The following is a 20,907-nucleotide window of genomic DNA, read 5'->3' on the forward strand; positions in this document are numbered from 1 at the left end:
CGCGATATCCACCAAGGGAAACCGCGCATGGCCCGTATCACGATCGAGGAACGCATCGCCCAGCTCGAAGCTCGCAAGAAAACGCTGCAGGCCAGACTAAGCAAGCAGGAGCGTGTCAACGATACCCGCCGCAAGATCCTGCTTGGCGCCTTGGTACTCGACCGCCTGGAACGCAGTGACGATGCGGATTTCGCCAGGCGCCTGCGCGAATGGCTGCGCCGCGAACTGCCGGGCTTCCTCAGCCGCGAGGCCGACAAGGTGTTGCTCGAGGATCTGATCGCACCGAGCGCGCCGGCTGATCCTGTTTCCTCTCCCGCCTCCGCGCCCGCCGAGCAAGGGCTGGGGCAATGACGCAAACCTGGATCGCGTTCCGGAACATGCTCGCCGCCGCCCGGCGCGATCCGCTCTGGGCCGTCATGCGCATCATCATGGCTCCCTTCAAGGTCGGGCGCTATCTGTTCGGCTTCCTGCTCGTCTGGCTGGTTGCTATCGTCATCCTGATATTTGTCTCCAGCTATATCGGTTCGCGCCTTGGCATCTCCTACAACAGCTGGTGGAATGGTCTCATTGCTCTGCCAGGTTTTGTGCTTGCACTCGCTCTGCTCTGGCGGGTGATCACCTTCCCCCTGCTGACGCATTTTGGCGGCGACGGCGGCGACAGCCATGGCTCCGCCCGCATCGCCAGCCAGGCCGAGATGGCCCCTCTCTCGGCCACCAATCAGGGGCTCCTGATCGGACGCGATGGCAAAACGCGCAAGCTTCTGCGCTACGACGGTCCAGCCCATCTTCTGACCATCGCGCCCACGCGCAGCGGCAAGGGCGTCGGCACCATTATTCCGAACCTGTTGACCCTCGACCGTTCCGTGATTTGCATCGACCCCAAGGGCGAGAACGCGCGTGTCACCGGGCGCGCCCGGGATCGCTTTGGCCGCGTCCATATTCTTGATCCCTTCGGTGTCACCGGCAAGGCCACAAGCGCCTTCAATCCGCTGGCCGCCATGGACCCCTATGGCCTCGATATTGCCGAGGAGGCCGCCACACTCGCCGAGGCGCTTGTCTTCGATACCGAAGGCAAGAGCGACGACGCGCATTGGAACGAGGAGGCCCGCGCTCTGATCGGTGGTCTCATCCTTCATATCGTCACGGCCGAGCCCGCCGATCGGCGCAATCTCTCCACCCTGCGCACGCTACTGACCCTGGCGCCCGATGGCTTCAAGGCGCTGATGGAAAACATGCAGGACTCGAACGCGGCTGGCGGCCTGGTGGCCCGCGCCGCCAATCGGCATCTCAGCAAGGCGGAGCGGGAAGCCGCCAGCGTTCTGTCGACGGCGCAACGCCATACCCACTTCCTCGATTCACCGCGCATGACCGCCGTGCTCGAGCGCTCGGATTTTAAGTTCGAGGATCTGAAAAGCCGGACGGCAACGGTGTTCCTGGTGCTGCCGCCCGATCGCCTTGCCACCTATTCGCGTTGGTTGCGCCTGATGATCACCCAGAGCCTCAAGGACATAGCGCGCTCGTCCGCCAAACCCGCCACGCCGGTGCTCTTCCTGCTCGACGAGTTCGCCGCCCTCGGCAATCTCTCAGCCGTCGAGCGCGCCATGGGCCTGATGGCCGGCTACGGCGTGCAGCTCTGGCCGATCCTGCAGGACATCCATCAGCTGCGCGCCACCTACGGGCAGAGAGCGGGTACCTTCCTCTCCAACGCCGGCGTGCTGCAGGTCTTCGGCGTCAACGATCACGACAGCGCCCGCTTTGTCTCCGACCTCCTCGGCCAGACCACCGTGGCCTTCCAGACCATAGGTCGAGCGCTCGATAGCGAGAAAACCGGCATCAGCTACAGCGAGCAGCGCGTCGGCCGCGCGCTCATGACGCCAGATGAGGTTCGTAATCTGCCGGCACAGGTCGAGCTATTGTTCCTCTCGGGGCAACGGCCGATCATCGCGCGCAAGCTGGCGTACTACGAGGACAAGGAATTCGAGGGGCGCTTCGATGCTCTATAGTCCCCTCACCAAGATGCTATGCCTAATTGCGAAATCCATATGATGAGCAGCTATTCCCCTGTCCCCCGATTCAGGTAAGTTGGCGAAATGAAAATGAATCTTGCCCTCGACCCTAATTCGGCCAGCAATGTAATTTCCTTGCGAGCCCCCGTGCCTTCAAAGGCATCCCAAGGCTTGCCGGATCTCGCAGCCCGGTATCCTGAGTTGCGTTACATGGGGTCCAAGAAGCGGCTTTTGCCATGGATCCATCAGGTGCTAGATGCACTCGACTTTGAGACGGCACAGGATCCCTTTTCCGGAACCGGCTGCGTGCCTTACCTCATGAAGGCTATGGGTCGCCGCGTCGTCGCATCCGACTTTTTGAACTTTTCTACTGTCATCGCCAGGGCAACCATAGAAAACAGCCACCATCGTCTCGATGGCAAAGCAATTAAGCAGCTGATCGACCGCACGCCCACCGTTCACAAATTCATCGAGAAGACCTTCGCCGGCGTCTTTTACACCCGCGACGATTTGCAGTTCCTCGACCGCGTTTCCGGAAACATCCGCCAGCTCGAGAACCCCTACGAGCAGGCGCTGGCCTTTGCCGCACTGTTCCGTTCTTGCCTCAAGCGCCAGCCCCGCGGTGTTTTCACCGTTTCCGGCGATCTATCTCGGTATGACGATGGCCGGCGCGATTTGCGGCTCTCCCTCGAGGAGCACTTTCTTGAGCAGATTGAGGTATTCAACGCGGCCGTCTTCGACAATGGCCGCAAAAATCACGTCATTCGGTCGGATGTTTTTGAATTATCCCGGCGCAAGGTCGACCTGGTCTATCTGGATCCCCCTTACGTGCCGCGCGCCGATGATAATTGCTACATTAAGCGCTACCATTTTCTGGAGGGGCTATCCTGCTACTGGCAAGGCCTGCCGATCGACACTTCCACTAAGGTCAAAAAGATTGCGAAGCGCTACACCCCCTTCAGCTATCGACGCACGGCCGTCGATGCGTTCGATCGGATGTTCGCCCGCTTTGCCAAAAGCACAATCGTCCTTTCTTATAGCTCGAACGGTTTTCCCGACCTTGAGCAACTCGAGGCGCTGCTCCGCCGCTACAAAGACTCTGTCCGGGTATTCGAGAAACCCCACCGCTACCACTTCGGCACCCATGGGGCCGTAGAGCGCGCCAGCGTTACCGAGTACCTCATCGTGGGACGCTGATGCAGGTTGTTGATCAGACCTTTGAGGAAGTAATTGCAAACTTAAGCCCACTCGCCGTCGACTGGATGGATGAGATGGCTGCCAATGCGATTGCTAAACTTGCCGATATTCCACGCAAAGCTGCGTATAGTCGCGATGATATTGCTGCTCTCCTTGATGGTGACTTCGATGAGGGGATCCTGTGTTGCAGGCTGTTTCTAGCGCTTTCCAAGGATACAATGGAGGGCGAACTACGCAAGGAGCTGAGTGGCGGCATCGGTGTGAAGCGTTTTCAAGCAGAGCGTGAGGGCTACCTCGATGTGTTGGAGCGTCTCGGTCTGCTGGACGCGATGGCTAGCACTATCAATTACGAACCGATCTGGAGCGACATTCTAGTCGAAAGGCTGCGCTCCGGGCGTGGTTCCGCTATTCAGGGTCAGAAGCGGGGTCGCGGCCTTGAGGATTTTGCCGAGGCACTTGTCAAAGAGGTGTTTGGCACGGGGACCTACGAAACCCGCTGCACCTTTACAGGCGCCGATAACAAGACGGCCAAATGCGACGTCGCTATTCCCGGTCGCGAGCGGCCGCGGATTATCATCGAGGTGAAGGGTTACGGCGCCACCGGCTCCAAGATGACGGACATCATCGGCGACCTCGATGCGATCATTGATGCCAAGCGCCACGACACGGCGCTTTTGTTTGTCACGGACGGCACAACCTGGAAGGCAAGGCCTTCAGACCTCCGCAAGATCGTGAAACGCCAGAATGAAGGCAAGATCACTCGTATCTACACGACGAAAATGCGCGAGCAATTCCTTGAAGACCTCAAATCGCTCAAGCAGGAGTTTCATATCAGCTAGTGAATCCTATCGAATTCTATCAAACAGTTGTAGAACTGTTGGCGGCAGAAGATGCTGCCTAACCGGTGATCCTGAGAACAAGGGGAGGATCATGGATTTCGATCTTGCGGCGTCATTTGACGACAACATGGCGGTATTCAGAGCCGAAGCTGATGGACTTGATCCCGAATGCGCACGGATCCTGTTTGACAATCTCGCAATCCTCTCCCGAGATGGTGATGCAGCGCGTAGCCGTCAGGCCATTCAGGAATTCCATCGTGCCGTGCTGGCGGCTGTAGAGGCCCTACCGGACCCGCCAGCACAATGAGCCGGTATTTCTTGTCATCCGTCACCATTGAGGGGTTCCGGGGCATCAATAACGATGGCGACCCCTTGGTGCTCCGGTTTCGCCCCGATGTCGTCAACTCGGTCCATGCCCCCAACGGCGTCGGAAAAAGTTCGATTTTCGAGGCTTTGCACTTCGCCATCCATGGAAATGTGGCTCGCCTCGAAGCACTGCAGGGGGCAGAGCAAGGGGATCGCTACGTCGTCAATAAATTCCATCCCGCCCAACAGGCAACCGTCGCCTTGGTCTTCGCGAGTGACGACGGGTCAGCCGACATTGCGATCACCGTCACCCGTCAGGCTGCTGGGGGAAGGGTCATCACATCACCTTCCGGCCATGCTGATCCAGAGGCGTTCCTCGCGAGCCTGCGCGAAGATTTCGTTCTGGTCGATTATCCGCGCTTTGCATCGTTCGTTGATTGCTCCGCTCTAGATCGTGGGAGGTCGTTTGCGTCGCTCGTCGGTCTAAGCCGATACTCACGTCTGCGTCAGGCGCTTGATGGCACAAGAAACACCCGCAACATTAACAGCGATCTTGGAATCTCGACCTTCGAAACGGAAGTCACGACGGAAATTCGATCCATCGCCGGGATCGAAACTCGCCTTAAGACCGCGTTTCAGGCCGTCACGGGGAGGCAAATAGCAGCGATAGACGATGCGAGCTTACTGACGGCCGAAGTAACGGCTGCGCTTGCCGGAATTCCACTGTTCGCTCCACTGTTGAACAATATCACAGTCATGGAATTGGATTTTGATGCTGCCGAGCAGGCGATCGACCGAGAGGAGGGCGGCCAGGCTCGAAAAGCGCTTGATGCCCTGAACAATACCGTCGTGGCACTCGCGAGCCTGCAGGTCACGCAGGCCGATCTTGACGATGCCGACGCCCTAGTAGCTTTCGCCCAATCTCGCGATGAAGCAATGAGGAAGGTTGGCGCCGCCTCTATCCACGCCCTTCTTCGGGACGCTTTGGCGGTCGTCAACGGTGACGATTGGCACGATCCACGCCAATGCCCCGTTTGTGAGAAAATCTCAGACGCGCCACTCACCGATCATCTCGCCGCACGCATCGCCCTCTATGACGAAGCCGATAGGCTCGACACTGATTTAAAGCGGCACGCTGCTGCCTCGGCCAGCCTGACGAAACTAAGGCAGCTTGAAGAAAATGTCGCTTTTGGCATTTCCGCTGACAACCGTATCACATCGGGAATTGCGCCTGCGTTGCGGCAAACCTCGATAGCTACAGGTGATCTGGAGCGTGCCAAGGCACAGCTCGTCGAGCTGGAAGCTCGACGCGTGACCGCGACCGATACCGCCAATGCCGAAATCGCTCAACTCCAAGCAACGCTTCCCCCCTCGCTCGTTGCCGTCACGCGCACACTGGGCCAGGCAAAGCAGTATCGCGATGCGGTGCGCGAGCGAGAGAACGGCCTTCCGCGATTGATAGAAAAGAAGCGGAAACTCGCCAAGCTCAACCGCTGGAAAACATTCATCACCAATGCTGCCCAGAGCTTTGCGACGGCAGAAACCACCCTGGCAAATGCGCGGGTGGCCGAAATACAAGCGGATTGCCAGGCTCTGTTCGGGGATCTTGTACGCGGCGGTCCCGATGTGCGGCCAACCCTAAATCGCGCTCAAAACACCGAACAGGTGGATTTGAAGCTAGTTGACTTTTTTGGTTTGCCTGATCTGAGCGCACGCGCCTTGCTGTCGGAAAGTTATCGCAACGCAGTCGCGGCCTCGATCTTCCTAGCTGCAGCCTCAAGCCACAAGGGTGTACCCCGTTTTATGGTGCTGGATGATGTCACGTCCAGCTTTGACGCGGGACACCAATTTGCCCTTATGGAGGCGATCCGCTGCAAGCTTCGGAATGGCGCCGCGGGCGGCGTGCCGGATGGCCTGCAATTCATCATCTTGAGCCACGACACGTTGCTGGAGAAATATTTCGACCGTCTCAATGGCACCACAGAGTGGCATCATCAGAAGCTGCAGGGGATGCCGCCTCGAGGGCGTCTCATGGTTGCTGCCCAGCAGGCCGATCGTCTTAAGGGCCAGGCAGAGCACTATTTGAACGCAGGACAAATCGACATAGGCGAGCCGTTCTTGCGGCAATATCTCGAATACAAGCTCGGCCAGATCATATCTAGACTGTCGATACCCGTACCACCCGATTACGCGACTCGGGGCGATAAGCGCACGCTTTCGACATTCATGGACGCAATCACTGATGCCGTTGGCCTTTTTCGGGCCGCCAATAGGTGCGTTCTCACAGCGCAGCAGGTTGCCGATCTGCAGCAGCGCCATGCACCATCAATCATTGCGAATTATGTCAGCCACTACGAAACCGGAGCAGGTAATCCGTTCAATGCCTATGCGCTCTTGGGCGTCCTACAGAGCATTGACGATCTTGCGAACTGCTTCACTTGGATAGACCCTGCCAATCAGCAAAAGAAATATTATCGACGTATAGATCAACGGTAGATCTCGAAAACCTCAGTTCTGGCCCTCACTCGCGCCCGTACTGGGGAGCGATAGGGTGGCACGCGAACTTCGTACTCAGTCCCGGCGGCGCGCCGCATATTCCGCTATTCTAGTTTGGATTTGGCATCACTAGCCCAAATCGGGATCGACTAATGTGATATATTGCCTCAACTTGGGGCAGAAGGGGTCTGACAAGATGTGGAGCGATCGCGAGAGCGCGAAAGATTTCCTGAACTTCACAGAGCTGGCGGACCAGATTGGCGTACTCGCGACGACGAAGGAGATGCTGCCGCTTTCGATCGGCGTGTTTGGAACATGGGGAACCGGCAAGTCGACTGTCTTGAGACTGGTCAGGGGCAAGCTTGAAGGTGGCGACTCGCCACCACTCTTTATCGACTTCGACGCCTGGCTCTATCAAGGCTTCGACGATTCCAAGGCCGCTTTAATGGAGGTCGTCGCCGACACCCTGCTAAAGGCCGCAAAAGACGACGAGAAGCTGATCGAGAAGATCAAGCGACTCGCGTCGCGCGTGAATTACTTCCGTGCGATCGGCATGGCAGCCGACTTCGGCATTGGGATGGCGTTCGGCGTGCCGCCCGGGCTGTTGACCAAGGCTGGTTCGGCGATCTCGTCGATTGTGGCTGGCGCTGGCGGTGGCGACGATGCGGAGCATTTGAAGGAGGCGGCAAAGGAAGCACAGGAAGGCTGGTCCAAGCTGATCAAGCCCGAGGAGGCTAAGACACCGCCGAAGGAGATCGCGGCGTTCCGCAAAGAGTTCGGTGAGATTCTCGACGAGCTTGGCCGGCCACTGATTGTCTTTGTCGACAATCTCGATCGCTGCCTTCCGGATGTCGCGATCGGCACGCTTGAGGCGATCCGTCTTTTCCTGTTCCTGCCCGGCACTGCCTTCGTGGTCGCGGCGGACGAGGATATGATTCGCCATTCCGTCGCCAAGCACTTCAGCGATCCCAACGCAAAGCACGTACACGACTATCTTGACAAGGTCATACAAGTGCCGTTCCGGGTCCCCCGTGTCGGAGTCGACGACGTACGCGCCTACATGTACTCTCTATTTACGCAGCAGCTCGCGCCCGACGCGCTCAGCGATGTCCAAGAAGTTCTACTCCAGGCGCTACAGAACGCGTGGAACGGCGCCAGCTTCACAGCCGACCAGATCGACGGGGTCGCCGGGCGTCCCGCTGGCCTTCTCGAGATGCTAGGCACTGCCGATGGCCTCGCGCCGACGCTTACCACAGCAGAAAAGATCGACGGCAACCCACGCATCATCAAGCGCCTTCTCAATGCAGTAATGTTGCGCAGGGCCCTGGCCGCAACGAGGAAGATGAAGATCGACCTTGGGACCTTGGCGAAGCTTGCGATCTTCGAGCGCGGGACGAACGCTGATGCGACCCAAGCTCTCTATACGATGATCATGGCCGGCGAGGAAGGCGCCGACCTGCAGCTCAAGGCGACCGAGGACTTAGGTGACGGCATTGATCGCCCGCAGACCCCTCCTGCATGGAAGGCGCATGAAGCGTTCATCGAGGAATGGCGACGGCTGAAGCCCCGTTTCGATGATGCCAAGGCTCTGCAGCCGGCACTGTTCCTGAGCCGCGACGTGATGGCCTCGCCCACCAGATCGAGGGCGAACGACAGCGTCGGGGCGGCCGTGAAGGCCCTGCTCGGCGTGACCAGCGTAAATTCGCCGGTCGCGACGGAAGTGATCGACCGACTAAGCGTTGACGAGCGCGTCGCCGCGATGGCGGCAATGGTCGCGAGCCTGCGGGAGGGTGACTGGACCGCCAAGCTACCGGGTATCCAAGGGGCCATACTGCTGGGCGAGAAGTCGGAAGGGGGTAAGCGCCAGCTGCAAGCGCTGATCGATGACATTCCGCAGGATACGATGAATTCGGGGGTGAAGTTTGCCCTCCGCGGAAAGGGCTATCTCGGGGGGAAGTAAATGGGCACATCGCAGTCGAAGCCGTCGACACCGGGCGGATCGCCCCTCGTCGCACCTTGGGCGGATCAGGATCCGCCGGCGCCGGATCAACCACAGCCGGCGCCGGCGGTGCCTGACGTGCTACCTGCGGCACCACTGTCCGGAGTGCGCCGGGCGCTCAGAGAATACATGAGCACCGGCGATAGAGCAGCAGGCCGCCGCGCGCTCGGGCGGTACGCCAGGGCCATGGGCGGCTCGCGAGCGTCGGCGCGCCATGCGCGGGCCGCGCGGACGGGCGGGGCCGCTTTGTCGGCCCTGGCGTCCGTTGCGCAGGCAAACGGCGCAGCAGTGGTCATCGCTGGGTTCGATCTCGGGACTCTCGCCGGCCGGCCGCTGGAGGAGGCAATCACCGCGATCGTCGATGAGTTCTGCCCGCCAGGCATCCTCGACGAGGACCTGGTTCGATCAGCGATAGCCGAGGCGCTCTTCGACGCACTCGGAGATCAGGCGGTGTTCGACCTTAACGCCGTGACCGACCACGTGGTCGTTGTCGCAACGGTTTGCTTCGTAGCGGAGCTGGTGTTCGCGTCGGTCGCCGCCGAGCAAGGCAAGTCAGCAGAGAACGAATCGCCTGCGATCGCAGTCCAACGAGAGAATGCCCTCAGGGACTTGGTTCGTGCCGCCGCGGATGAGATCGCCACGCCGATCGTCCAGCGGTCTGGCGGCTCGCTGGATCCGGCGGGTCTTGATAGGATCGTGACCGAGATAACGAGTGCAGTCTACGGGGAAATGGCCAGATGGTAGACCTCAGTGTCCAGGCGACGCCTGTCATGGCCGATGCTGTCGCGGCCCACCGTCGACCCAACACGATCGGCATCCACCTCTTCGCGAGCGGGAGCCCGGACCTGCCGGGCCTCGGTGCCACGTTGGCCGAGCGCGTAAGCTTGGGGATCCCTGGCGCGCCTAGCGTGGCGGCCTGGGACTTTATGTCGATTGCGATGTCGGTGTTCGCGGCCGACCGATTTGTAACACGGTACGGATCCCCGAACGGCTGGACGCGCGTCATCGGCCTGGATGTCGCCGTGGTCGACCCGGCACCATGGACGGCGCTCGCCGCTGAGCTGGCCGGGGCGCTTCGCTTTCTCACAGGTGACGTGTGGCATCTTTCCTTCCGGGCGGGCGGGCGCGCTTGTCCGCACGTCGAGGGGCAGCTCCACGACCGCGACGTAGTCTGCCTCTTCTCTGGCGGGCTCGATAGCTTCCTGGGCGCGCTCGCAACATTGAACAGTGGCGGCCGGCCACTCCTAGTCAGCCAAGGATCGAGTAAGGAGATCGGACCGCAACAGCGTCTCGCTGCCGCCTTGGAACTCGGAGCCCATCGCTTCGAGGGCCGGGTCGCTGAACGTTGGCGCCAACCCTACGAAGGCTCGACCCGCGCGCGGTCGATCTTATTTTTCGCCTACGGGGCGCTGGCGGCGACGGGTTGCGGGATCCGCGAAGTGCTGGTGCCGGAGAACGCGCTGATCGCCATTAATCCACCGTTTACAGTCAGGCGGATGGGATCTCTCAGCACGCGGACGACCCACCCCCATTTCATGTCGCGACTGAATGATATCTGGGCCAAGGCGGGGATCGACGCGGAGCTGCGCAACCCGTTCTATGCAACTACCAAGGGTGAAATGCTGGCTCAGGGGCATCACCCGCGCTTGGTCGAGCTTGCCGCCACCACCTATTCCTGCGGCAAGGGCAAGCGTGCTAATGGGCAATGCGGCAGGTGCGTACCCTGTCTCATCCGGCGCGCATCTTTCCACGCCGCCGGGATGCATGACGGCACAATATATCTAAACAACCTGCGCGACAGCTCGCGCAACGACGACGTGCTGGCGGCACGGCATACGGTAGCCGCCCACGACGGAGCCAATCTACGCGATCTCGACCGGTGGGCCGCGCGGGCCGGTCCGCTGCCCGCGGATGCGGCGACGCGCGCCCTCACCGTTGGTGCCGTCGGCCGCGGATTGGCCGAGCTCGGCGCCCTGTTCGGTACTGTGCGATGGCGCTGATCGACTTCCACTGCCATCTGGACCTCTACCCCGATCCGGCGGCGACAGCCCGTAAGGCAGTCGAGGACAAAATATACATCTTGTCGGTTACAACGACGCCGAGCGCGTTCGCCGGGACGTCGGCGCTCGCACCGGCCGGCGGCAGGATTCGTACCGCGCTCGGGCTGCACCCCGAGCTGGCGGCAAGCCGGAGGAGCGAGCTGAGTCTTTTTCACGACCTGCTGCCGACCGTCGCATATGTCGGTGAGGTTGGGCTCGACGGTTCGCCACCACACCGCGAAAATCTGCCAACCCAGGCCGAGGTGCTGCACGAGATACTTGACGCCTGTGCCGCCGCTGGGGGCCGCATCATTTCCCTGCACAGCCGCGGCGCCGCCGACATGCTGCTCGACATGCTGGAGTTCGAACCGCTAGCCGGGACGTTCGTGCTTCACTGGTTCTCGGCAAAGCCTGCGATCATCGAGCGTGCCGCCCACATTGGGTGCTGGTTCTCATTCGGGTCGGGCATGATGGCCAGCAGGTCGGGGCGCGACGCCATCGACGCCATGCCCATTGATCGCGTTTTGCCCGAGACCGACGGCCCCTTCGGGATGGCGGATGGTGTCCCGCTCGCTCCCGGCGGCGGTGGTTCGGTCTATCGCGACTTCGCCCGACTAAAAGGTATTTCCTTCAAGGCCGCAGAGCGCCTCATGACCAAGAATTTTTGCCGGTTGGTAGCTTCAGGTTCGTGCGCAGCCGAAGGTTCAAGCGGATGATCGATAGGCATCGCGAAACCCGGATGTCCAGCACTCGGCGTCCGCTGAAGGCCGAGGTGGCGCGAAGTCAGAGGGCCGCTGTACCGTACAAAAGAAAGGCGCTCGACCCTTGCGGGGAGCGCCTTTCACATGGTCCGGCCCGGATCGCAGGGGGAGCGACCGTAAGCGAAACCACTTGCTCCGATATAAGCGCGGCGATCCGGTTTTCAAGGCGCCACCATATATGATAATATCCTTTATCAGTTAAAAGGAGATGCCGCGTGGAGGCATTGCACGATAAGTTTGGCCACGTCCGCGCGTGGCTCGATTTGAACACTGGACGCATTTATGGCTTGCGAGGAGAGAACCTCGCTTTCGTAGACGGCGATAGCATCTATGACTGGCATGGCCGCCATGTCGCGTGGTGGAAGGACGCCCATGTCAGGGATAGATTTGGTGCCGTGGCCTACTTCACTGCGGACTCGGTAAACCTTGGAGTTGCAAGGCCTGTGAAGGCAGTTAAGCCCGTGAAGCCGGTGAAGGCCATTGCGCCAGTGAGACCCATCAAACAGGTTAAGCCTGTGAGACCCGTCAAGCGCTTGTCTTGGTCGGGCGAGTTACCGTTTTGATCGGCGACGTTGCTACCCGTCTGCACTTCTACGTGCCAGCTGCTTTTGACCAAGCTGGCGAACGCGCTGTGCAACGCTTCCTCGAGTTCTTCACCGCCCATATCCGCAACCCACACACCCGACGCGCCTATGCCGGCGCCGTCGACGACTTCTGCGAATGGCTTGAGCGCCAGGGTCTGCTCTCGATCGCCTCCGTCACCTCGCTGCATGTCGCCACCTATGTCGAGCTGCTCGGCCGCGAGGTCTCGGCGCCGACCGTGAAGCAGCATTTGGCCGCGATCCGCTCGTTGTTCGACTGGCTGGCCAGCGGCGGCGTGCTGCCGTTCAATCCAGCCTCGGCCGTGCGCGGACCCAAACACACGGTGAAGCGCGGCAAGACGCCGGTGCTCGCTCCGGAGGAGGCGCGCCAGCTCCTCGATGCCATCGACGTCTCAACGCCGGCCGGGCTGCGCGATCGCGCCCTGATCGGGCTGATGGTCTATTCCTTCGCCCGCATCGGCGCGGCGCTCGCGATGAAGGTCGAGGATATCTATGTGCAGCAGCGCCGGCTATGGGTGCGGCTGCATGAGAAGGGCGGCAAGCGCCACGACATGCCCTGCCACCATAATCTGGAGGCTTATCTGCAGGCTTATATTGATGGCTGTGGCCTTGGCGATGATCCGAGGGGCTTCCTGTTCCGAACCATCGGCCGCGGCACCGGCAAGCTGAGCCAGACGCCGCTGCCCCAGGCTAATGCCTACGCGATGATCCGCCGGCGAGCCGAGGCTGCCGCGATCAAGACGAAAATCGGCAATCACACCTTCCGGGCGACAGGCATCACCGCCTATCTCAGGAATGGCGGCACCCTGGAGAAAGCGGCCGCCATGGCCAACCATGCCAGCACGCGCACCACGCAGCTCTACGACCGCCGTCAGGACGAGGTCAGCTTCGACGAGGTCGAGCGCGTGCTGATCTAACCTGAAAGAGAAAAGAGAGCCTCATGCTGAAAACAGCTACCCGCCAGGCGAATTGGCGCCGCGCCAATCCCGACAAATATGATGCTCACCTTGCTGTGCATAGAGCAGTGAAGGCGGGGGAGCTTGAGAAGCAGACTTGCGAGGTCTGTGGAAATGAAGCGGTTGATGCCCATCACGATCAGTATGGCGAGCCTTTGAGGGTTCGATGGCTATGCCGACGCCATCATACCAGGCTCCATAGCCATGGAGAGGACATGTTCCCGATCCGGAGCAACCCTTAACGGCTCGTCGTGACGCCGGTCTGCCTTTGCCGAGTTGACCCGTAAACAGTTGAGAGGGAGCGCCCGGGTCAATTTTGCAGATCTCGAGCTCGTCGATGCCAAAAGACTTCTTGCGCACCGGACAGCCGTGGTGACGTCGATCGAAGACACCCTGAACAATGGCGGCGACACCACGATCAAGCCGGGATGGCGGCCCGGAACCAGCGGCCACATCGGGTTTGAGACGACCTGGATCTTATTTGTTGTACCACGCGTCACTGTCGAACCCCGCCAGCGAAAAGATAAGCCGTGCGGCAATAACGATATTATTCAACAAAGACATCAATGCCAGCGGCTCAGATTCGCAACCGACTCCCACGCCGTATGAATATTTGACCAAGTATTGGTAATATCCACAAATATTCACTTTATTGGCCAGTTTTTATCTGTAACACCAAGGAAATGCCCGCGGCGCCGGGTTAATTATCGAGCGCTATCAGTCGTTTTATTTAAATACTAACTTAGTATATACTTGATAGTGACGCGCGTAGCAGAGTCGAATCTGAATCATGCCCTTACGTTATGTTCTATTGACTCTAGAATAATTACTCATTAACTCGACGTAATATGACGCTTCATCCCCGGAACGGTGCGGATTTGTCTGGCGACTGCAATAATGTTCGAGCATTGAGCGACAATGGGCATGTGGACGGTGCTACCGCTTCGAGGATCTCGGCTCTTTGCGTCGCCGCCGCCATAGTAATGGGTTGCAACGGTGCTCTTCGCGCGGAGGAGGCTCCAACTTCTTCCTCACAGCCTGTGGAGTCGAGTAGGCAGGAGCATCCGCTGCTTGAACAGCAGCCCTCCCCTTCCTCCAAGATCATGCAATTTGGCGATTGGGAGGTCTCATGTGTCCTCCCGACAACTTCACCATCTGCGCCTGCACCGCCGCCAGCCGCGGCAGCGGCAAACGCCGCTAACAGCACCGCGTCCTCGACAGCCGCCTGCCGCGCGATCCAGCGCCTTGTTGTCAAGGAAAGCGGTGAGACAGTGTTCGCCACCACGATCATGCCGAATACCGCAGCCAAGCCCGGAGAGGCCTTCATCGGCATCGTGTCGGTGCCGCTCGGCGGCTATCTCGCTCCCGGCATGCAGCTCTCGATCGACAAGGGCAGGGCTTACAAGATCCTGTTCGAGACCTGCAACGAGGCCGGATGCCATGCAGGCTTTCCCATCGCCGGTCCCGTGCTCGCTTCCTTCAAGAAGGGCAAGGCTGCTTCCTTCCGGCTGTGGACGACCAAAACCAAGCCGGCAACGGTTTCCGTTTCCCTGAAGGGCCTGCCCGAAGCCCTTGTCGCGCTCACCAAGGGCGGAGTCTAACATGTCCGCTGTCTTTCAAATCCATCTCTCCTCATTGCGCCTCGGCCTCATCAATGGTGCCGGCGCCGCCCTGCTGATCTGTCTGCCGGCGGTCGCCCAACAGGTGATCCCCGATGGCGGCACCGCCACGCAGATGGGCGCAACGACACCAGCCGGCCGGCCGACGGTCGAGATCGCCACGCCCAATGCGAGCGGCATCAGCCACAATACCTATACCGATTTCTCCGTGGGCACGGCCGGCCTGAACCTCGACAACAGCACGGCCAACCCAAACCTCAAGGGCTCGCCCTTCGCCACCACCATCGTCAACGAAGTGACTTCCTCCAGACGCTCGACGCTCAATGGGCCGATCGAGGTACTGGGATCGAGTGCCCACATCATCATCGCCAATCCGAACGGCATCACTGCCGACGGCGTGTCCTTCGTCAACACTGGCGGCGTGGTGCTGTCCGGCGGCACGGTTACCTATGCCCCCTCGTTGACCTCTCCGGGCATGGTGAACGCCATCGTCTCCTCGGGCTCCGACATCGAAGTGAGTGGCAAGGGCCTTGCCGGCGCCATGCCGACCCTCCAGCTGCTCGCCTCGAAGATCAAGATCGATGGCCCGATCACCAATACCGATCCGAGCCCTAACGCCGACATAAACGTGAATGCCGGCGACGCGCAATTGACGCTCGACTCCACCGTTTCGCCAAATTCCACGGTGAAGACCTGGGCCACGAAGACCAAATCCGGTAGCGGCAGCGCCAGCGAGATTCTCGTCGACGTAACGCCCGAAGGCTCGCTCTCGGCGAGCCGCGTGCAGATTGCCGTCAATGCCAAGGGGGCCGGCGTCTCCTTCGCCGGCAGCGGCAATGCCGCCATCGGCGGCTTCTCAATTACGGCTGATGGCAGGGTCGGCATAACCGGCGCCAAGATCAAGGCGGAGAAGACGGTCAAGATCGTCGCCCGCTCAATCGATATCCGCAACAGCGCGGCCGCCCAGTCGACCGTCACATCGGTCACGGGTGGGGTTACGCTGCTCGCCAATGATGGGGACATCAATCTGGAAGGGCAGGTCTCCGGCGCCCAGCGACCATCCGCCGACCCGACCGACCCAGACTATGATCCCAATGCCGAGGGCGCGGTCACCATGGTGGCCACCGGCGACATCAACCTGCTCTCGCAGAGCGCCGATCGTCTCGCGATCGCCTTCGCCGACAAGGGCGACCTGTCGATCACCGCCGGCGGCGACGTCAACAATGACACCGGTCGGCTCCTCTCCAACCATAACGTCATCATCAAGGCCGGCGGCGCGGTGAACAACACCGTCGACGTGGTCGGTGCGGTGAATGGGGGGCAGCCGGTGACACGGGTCGTGCATGGACCGAAGTTTTTCTTCGGCCTGTTCGGCGGCCACCGATCGCGACGCGTCACCACCGTGACCTACGGTGATCTGCGCTTGGCCAACCAGCTTGGCTACATCGTCGGCCAGGGCGTTTTCATTGATTCCGACAGTGTCAACAACACCGGCGAGATCGATGCCCAGGACGGCGCCATGAAGATCACCACCGGTTCGCTCGTCAATGGCGGCGTGGCGACCGGCTCGATGACGCTGATCCGAAAGTGCAACATCTTCTTCTGTACCACCCGCGGTGGTTCCACGATCTCCAACACTGGCGGTAGGATCAACGCCTCTCTCAGCCTGGAGATCGACGCCGCACGGTCAATCGCCAACGACGGCGGACAGATCGTCAGCTACGGCAACATGATCCTGAACTCCCCGCGGATCACCGCCACGGCCTTCTTCGCGCCCGACGTGATGACACAGGCCGGCGGACTGTCGAAGTTCTTCTCAGGCAGGCGTGGCTGGATTGTCGAGCAACCGATCGGCGGCCAGTTCATCGCTCCGGTCGGTTCGATCACGGTCAATACCAGCCAGCCGGTGGTGCTGGACGGCGGCGAACTCCTGGCCGGTACCACCGTGATCAATCCGGCCGGCGTCGTGGTGAAGGCGCCCGCCCAGCCCCGCTTTGTCGGCCAACCGCCGCATATCGGCGTCTTCCGCGGAGCATTCGAGTAGATCGCATGCGGGGACCGGAGAATTCATCGACACGGTGGATGGGCACACCATCCTGGTCGCAGCCGCTCGTGTTCGCCACCATCGTGGCGCTGGCCGTGACCGGCCCGGTCAGGCCGGCCGGCGCCCAGCCAGAGCCTGAGACACTCAATGCCCCACCGGCGGACACGCTCAATTCTCCCGCGACAGCCGGCCCGCCAATCCAGCGGCGGCCAAAGCCGCGCCCGGCCAGGCATGTCGCCAGACCGATCCAAGCCAAGAGCGCCGTGCGGGCCGATCTGCCCAAGCCGGATCCTGATGCACCCGTTCTTGTGATTCCAACGGCGGCGAAGAGCCAACCCAAGATCAAGGATCTGGCCGGAGATCGGTGCTTCGAAGTGCGCGAGATCGAGATCCGCGGTGTCGGGCTCATCGATCCGGAGGGCGTGCGCAAGGCGGTCGAACCGCTGGCCTGGCACTGCGTCGGCAATGTGCTCGCCAACAATATCGCCGGTGTCGTCAACAAGGCCTATGCCGACAAGGGCTACATCACCACGCAAGCTTATGTCGTCGAGGGGCAGGATCTCGTCAGATCCCGTCGTTTTGCCCTCAATGTCATCGTCGGGCGCATCGGGACGATCCGCTACCGAGAGCACCAGAAGCAGGAAGGCTTGCTCGAGGCCTGGCGTCGCACGCGCGAGGCACACAATCCCTGGCAGGTTCTGTCGGGCTTGTCAGGCATGCTGGATGCCCTCGACAATCCGCTCGATCGCTTCCAGCTTCTCAGCGGCAAGCGCTTTCCCGCCATCAAGCCCCGGATGGCGACACCCGTCGGCCTGCGCGATCCCCTGCAGCTGGACCGCCTCCAGCAGGGCCTCGACCAGATCAACACCGCGCCTTCGTCCCATGCCGGGGTCAAGCTGACGCCCGGAACGCAGGTGGGAACCTCGGATGTGGTCATCGACAATCCGATGGACGACAGCTTCCGGCTGTTCGCCGGCTACGAGATCAATGGCGGTTCGCTCAACGGCCTCGGCGGCACCACAGCCGAACGTTTGCGCGTGGATGCGGCCAAGGACAATCTGCTCGGCATCAACGACAGCTGGAATGCCTCGCTTGCTTCTGGCCTCGACACCAACGAGCTGCGCGGATCAGTCTCCGTCCCCTGGCGCTGGTGGACCTTCTCCTATGCGCAGGGCTATTCGGAATCGCTGCAGCCAATCGGTACCACGGCCGAGCTGTTCATTCGCACTTATACCTCAAACCTGGCGGCCTCCTACCTCGCCTGGCGCAGCAGCGATCTGCAAGTCTCGCTCGATTCAAGCCTCTCCTGGCGCCGGAAAAACCGCTATATCGATGTCATCAACCTAACGCCGCAGTCAGTGACGGCCCCGCGCTTTGGCCTCTCCGGCACCAAGCGCTTCGATAGCTCCCAGCTCACCCTCGGGCTCGGCATCAGCCATGGCATCGCCGCCCTCGGCGCCATGCATGATCCCGCCAATCCCGCCGACAGCACGCCGCGCGCCCAATATCTCAAGATCGACGGCTCGCTGAACTATGCCTATGCCTGGCAGAAGATCGGCGTGTTCAAGGCCGATCTTTTCGGGCAGTGGACCAACCATCCGCTCTACCAGGACGACCAGATCACCCTGGGCTCGCCCACCACCGTGCGCGGCTTCACCTCGAACGCCGTAACGGTGGACAGCGGTTTCGTGCTGCGCACCGAATATGCGCCCGCCATTCCCTTCGGTCTCTTCCTCGACATGCCCAAGCCCAGCGCCGACGGCAAGGACGGCGCCAAGGCCGAGCCCGGCTTTCTGGCCTCCGTGCTGCCGCCGCTGCAGCCCTATGTCTTCCTCGACTACGGCTTCGGCCGTGACATCGCCAACAGCACGAATATCGCCCGCGCCGGCGTCGGGGCGGGCATCCGCTACAAATATGAGCGCGTCAACCTCGATTTCAGCGCCGCCCAACCGATCTATCGGGCCGGCAGCACCGGACGATTCCGGCGCGATCCCGAGCTCTATCTAACCCTTTCCGTCAAGGCCTTCTAAACGCGCCCCGCCCTCGAAACAGGTTCGCACATGTCCAAGCTCTCCCTCCTCGGCTTCGCCTCCCTCTTCCTCGCCGCCACCGCTTTGCCGGTACAGGCCGATACCAAGCCCGCCAAGCAGCCGGCGGCGCCCGCCTCCGAAGCCCAGCAAGCCGCACCGAGCGCCGATGCGCAGGCCAGGATCAAGGACGGGTTGAAGGCGCTCGACGACAAGAAGTTCGACGTTGCTCTCAAGGCCTTCAACGATGCCTTCGCGGCCGGCAATGGCGACGGGGCCTTCTATCTCGGCCGCATGGTCGAGCTCGGCGTCGGTCTGAAGGCGGACTTCGACAAGGCCCGCGTGCTCTATCTCGCCGCCGCCAACAAGGGCAGCACCAAGGCGATGAACCGCCTCGGCCTGATGCATTATCGCGGCGAGAAAGTGCTGCAGGACTACCAGGCCGCCTATGAGCTGATCTGCAAGGCCGCCGATCTCGGCGACGCCGATGCCCAGTTCAACTGCGCCGGCCTCTATGCCGATGGCCGCGGCGTGACCAAGGACCTTTCCAGGGCCCTCGCCTACTATGGCAAGTCGGCCGACCAGGGGAATATCGGCGCTCTCAATGCGCTCGGCTTTGCCTATTACCAGGGCTTGGGCGAACCGGTGGATCCGGCCAAGGCCGAGGGATATTTCGAGAAGGCTGCCGCCAAGGGCAATCCGGTCGGCCTGTTTGAGCTCGGCACCATGTATGAGCGCGGCCAACCGATGGGCCGCGATCTTTCCAAGGCGCACCTCTACTACAACCTCGCGGCTGCCCGCCAGCACCCCGCCGCCTCGGCCGCGCTCCAGCGCGTCACGGCGCTGATGTCGGCCGACCAGGTCGCTTCCGCCCAGGCTGCCGCCAAGAACTGGAAGGCGACGAACTGAGCCCTCACCGCTCCCTCCCGTGCGATTTTCCCCTTCCGCTCACAGGTATTGCACCATGCGCTTTCCCACCCTCGCGTTCGCTTTGGCGTTCAGTTGCAGCTTCGCCGCGATCTCCCAGGCCGATGACGCCAGCCGGCTGACGCTCGCCCGCCAGGTCGTGGTGGACTCCCACGCCGCCGACACCATGCGCCAGGTGCTGCCGGCGATGCTCAACCAGTTGAAGCCGATGCTCGCCCGCCAGGGCGCCAGCCAGCAGATGATCGACGACATCATGGGCCGCTTCCAGGCGAAGATCGAACCGGAGCTCGGCAAGTTCGCCGATCTGGCGGCGCAGATCTACGCGCGGGAATTCTCGGAAGAGGACCTGGCCAATCTCGACACCTTCTACAAGTCTCCCACCGGGCAGAACCTGATCGCCAAGCAGCCGGCCATCGTGCAGGGCATGACGGTGCTCGGCACGCAATGGGGCCAGAACATGGCCCGAGAGGTGCTCCAGGACTATCAGCGCGAGAAGCTGAACGGCGCCGGTACGGCGACGCCCTGAACTCTCCCTCAAGCCACTTCACGGACAGTATGATGAATAAGTCTTTCAGGATTGCCGCCCTCGCCCTCTCAGGCGCGGTGCTGGCTTCATGTGCAACCGGCCGCAATTTCGCGGAAGTCTCAAGCGCGATTCCTCACCTGAAGCCGGGGAACGGAAGAATCTACTTCGAGCGCCCCGACTACATGGCTCTGGCGATCCAGCCCCAGATCCGTCTCAACAACGAGGTCGTCGGTAAATCGCAGGCGGGCGGCTTCTTCTATGTCGACCGCCCGCAGGGAGACTACACGGTCGCCCTGACGACAGAGACGACGAATTCGGTGGCGTTCCACCTCTCCGCGGGTGAGACGAAGTATATCAAGACGGCTCCGTCCATGGGCCTTTTCGTGGCCCACATCGTGCCGACGATCGAGTACCCGGAGCAGGGTCAATCCGACCTCCGCAATCTCAAATACACCGGCACCGCGGCCCCCGGCAGCTAATCCCGACCATTTGATCGACATCGCTCGCGGCAGGCTTGCCTCGGGCCTTCTCAGCTCCTCGACCTTCCCTTACGGAATAAAGAA

20 protein-coding genes are annotated in these 20,907 nt (G+C 61.2%); all 20 read left to right on the plus strand.

The window, feature by feature from the left end; genetic code table 11:
• Nucleotides 1-27 precede the first annotated feature (27 nt).
• Nucleotides 28-351, plus strand: a complete 324-nt coding sequence (locus tag AC6H34_RS29785) for a mobilization protein (protein ID WP_497541303.1) — start codon at nt 28-30, stop codon at nt 349-351.
• Complete coding sequence (locus tag AC6H34_RS29790) at nt 348-2,003, plus strand: type IV secretory system conjugative DNA transfer family protein (RefSeq protein WP_497541304.1); 1,656 nt, start codon at nt 348-350, stop codon at nt 2,001-2,003. Before AC6H34_RS29785 ends, AC6H34_RS29790 begins: the two co-directional genes overlap by 4 nt.
• A 93-nt stretch (nt 2,004-2,096) precedes the next feature.
• Entirely contained in the window at nt 2,097-3,203 is a 1,107-nt protein-coding gene (locus tag AC6H34_RS29795; protein WP_497541305.1) for a DNA adenine methylase, read from the plus strand.
• A complete protein-coding gene (locus AC6H34_RS29800) occupies nt 3,203-4,042 on the plus strand; it encodes a DpnII family type II restriction endonuclease (RefSeq protein ID WP_497541306.1) in 840 nt (279 codons plus the stop codon). The genes AC6H34_RS29795 and AC6H34_RS29800 overlap by 1 nt, the downstream gene beginning before the upstream one ends.
• A gap of 91 nt (nt 4,043-4,133) precedes the next feature.
• Nucleotides 4,134-4,349: a hypothetical protein gene (locus AC6H34_RS29805; RefSeq protein WP_497541307.1), complete on the plus strand. Its 216-nt coding sequence runs from the start codon at nt 4,134-4,136 to the stop codon at nt 4,347-4,349.
• Nucleotides 4,350-4,360: 11 nt separating this feature from the next.
• Nucleotides 4,361-6,844, plus strand: a complete 2,484-nt coding sequence (locus AC6H34_RS29810) for an AAA family ATPase (protein WP_497541308.1) — start codon at nt 4,361-4,363, stop codon at nt 6,842-6,844.
• Nucleotides 6,845-7,040: 196 nt separating this feature from the next.
• A complete protein-coding gene (locus tag AC6H34_RS29815; protein ID WP_497541309.1) occupies nt 7,041-8,804 on the plus strand; it encodes a KAP family P-loop NTPase fold protein in 1,764 nt (587 codons plus the stop codon).
• Between the two features lie 168 nt (nt 8,805-8,972).
• Nucleotides 8,973-9,587: a Qat anti-phage system associated protein QatB gene (locus AC6H34_RS29820; RefSeq protein WP_497541310.1), complete on the plus strand. Its 615-nt coding sequence runs from the start codon at nt 8,973-8,975 to the stop codon at nt 9,585-9,587.
• 26 nt (nt 9,588-9,613) lie between these two features.
• Nucleotides 9,614-10,843: a Qat anti-phage system QueC-like protein QatC gene (gene qatC, locus AC6H34_RS29825; protein ID WP_497541311.1), complete on the plus strand. Its 1,230-nt coding sequence runs from the start codon at nt 9,614-9,616 to the stop codon at nt 10,841-10,843.
• Nucleotides 10,834-11,598, plus strand: a complete 765-nt coding sequence (qatD, locus tag AC6H34_RS29830; RefSeq protein WP_497541312.1) for a Qat anti-phage system TatD family nuclease QatD — start codon at nt 10,834-10,836, stop codon at nt 11,596-11,598. The genes qatC and qatD overlap by 10 nt, the downstream gene beginning before the upstream one ends.
• A gap of 260 nt (nt 11,599-11,858) precedes the next feature.
• On the plus strand, nt 11,859-12,206 hold the full coding sequence (locus tag AC6H34_RS29835) for a 4-fold beta flower protein (protein ID WP_497541313.1): 348 nt from the start codon (nt 11,859-11,861) through the stop codon (nt 12,204-12,206).
• 20 nt (nt 12,207-12,226) lie between these two features.
• Nucleotides 12,227-13,162, plus strand: coding sequence for a tyrosine-type recombinase/integrase (locus tag AC6H34_RS29840; protein WP_497541344.1), 936 nt, complete (start codon nt 12,227-12,229; stop codon nt 13,160-13,162).
• Between the two features lie 23 nt (nt 13,163-13,185).
• The gene (locus AC6H34_RS29845; protein WP_497541314.1) at nt 13,186-13,443 is read left to right on the plus strand and encodes a hypothetical protein; all 258 of its coding nucleotides are present in this window, start codon (nt 13,186-13,188) and stop codon (nt 13,441-13,443) included.
• Between the two features lie 130 nt (nt 13,444-13,573).
• A complete protein-coding gene (locus AC6H34_RS29850; protein ID WP_497541315.1) occupies nt 13,574-13,810 on the plus strand; it encodes a hypothetical protein in 237 nt (78 codons plus the stop codon).
• Nucleotides 13,811-14,304: 494 nt separating this feature from the next.
• The gene (locus tag AC6H34_RS29855) at nt 14,305-14,802 is read left to right on the plus strand and encodes an invasion associated locus B family protein (RefSeq protein ID WP_497541316.1); all 498 of its coding nucleotides are present in this window, start codon (nt 14,305-14,307) and stop codon (nt 14,800-14,802) included.
• 1 nt (nt 14,803) lies between these two features.
• Nucleotides 14,804-16,864: a two-partner secretion domain-containing protein gene (locus AC6H34_RS29860; RefSeq protein ID WP_497541317.1), complete on the plus strand. Its 2,061-nt coding sequence runs from the start codon at nt 14,804-14,806 to the stop codon at nt 16,862-16,864.
• A gap of 38 nt (nt 16,865-16,902) precedes the next feature.
• Entirely contained in the window at nt 16,903-18,894 is a 1,992-nt protein-coding gene (locus AC6H34_RS29865; protein WP_497541318.1) for a ShlB/FhaC/HecB family hemolysin secretion/activation protein, read from the plus strand.
• Nucleotides 18,895-18,924: 30 nt separating this feature from the next.
• Entirely contained in the window at nt 18,925-19,800 is an 876-nt protein-coding gene (locus AC6H34_RS29870) for a tetratricopeptide repeat protein (protein WP_497541319.1), read from the plus strand.
• 55 nt (nt 19,801-19,855) lie between these two features.
• Nucleotides 19,856-20,344 carry a DUF2059 domain-containing protein gene (locus AC6H34_RS29875; protein WP_497541320.1) on the plus strand — a complete coding sequence of 163 codons (489 nt, stop codon included), beginning with the start codon at nt 19,856-19,858 and terminating at the stop codon, nt 20,342-20,344.
• A gap of 29 nt (nt 20,345-20,373) precedes the next feature.
• Nucleotides 20,374-20,823: a DUF2846 domain-containing protein gene (locus AC6H34_RS29880; protein ID WP_497541321.1), complete on the plus strand. Its 450-nt coding sequence runs from the start codon at nt 20,374-20,376 to the stop codon at nt 20,821-20,823.
• Nucleotides 20,824-20,907 lie beyond the last annotated feature (84 nt).

The organism is Labrys sp. ALF-8 (assembly GCF_059699065.1).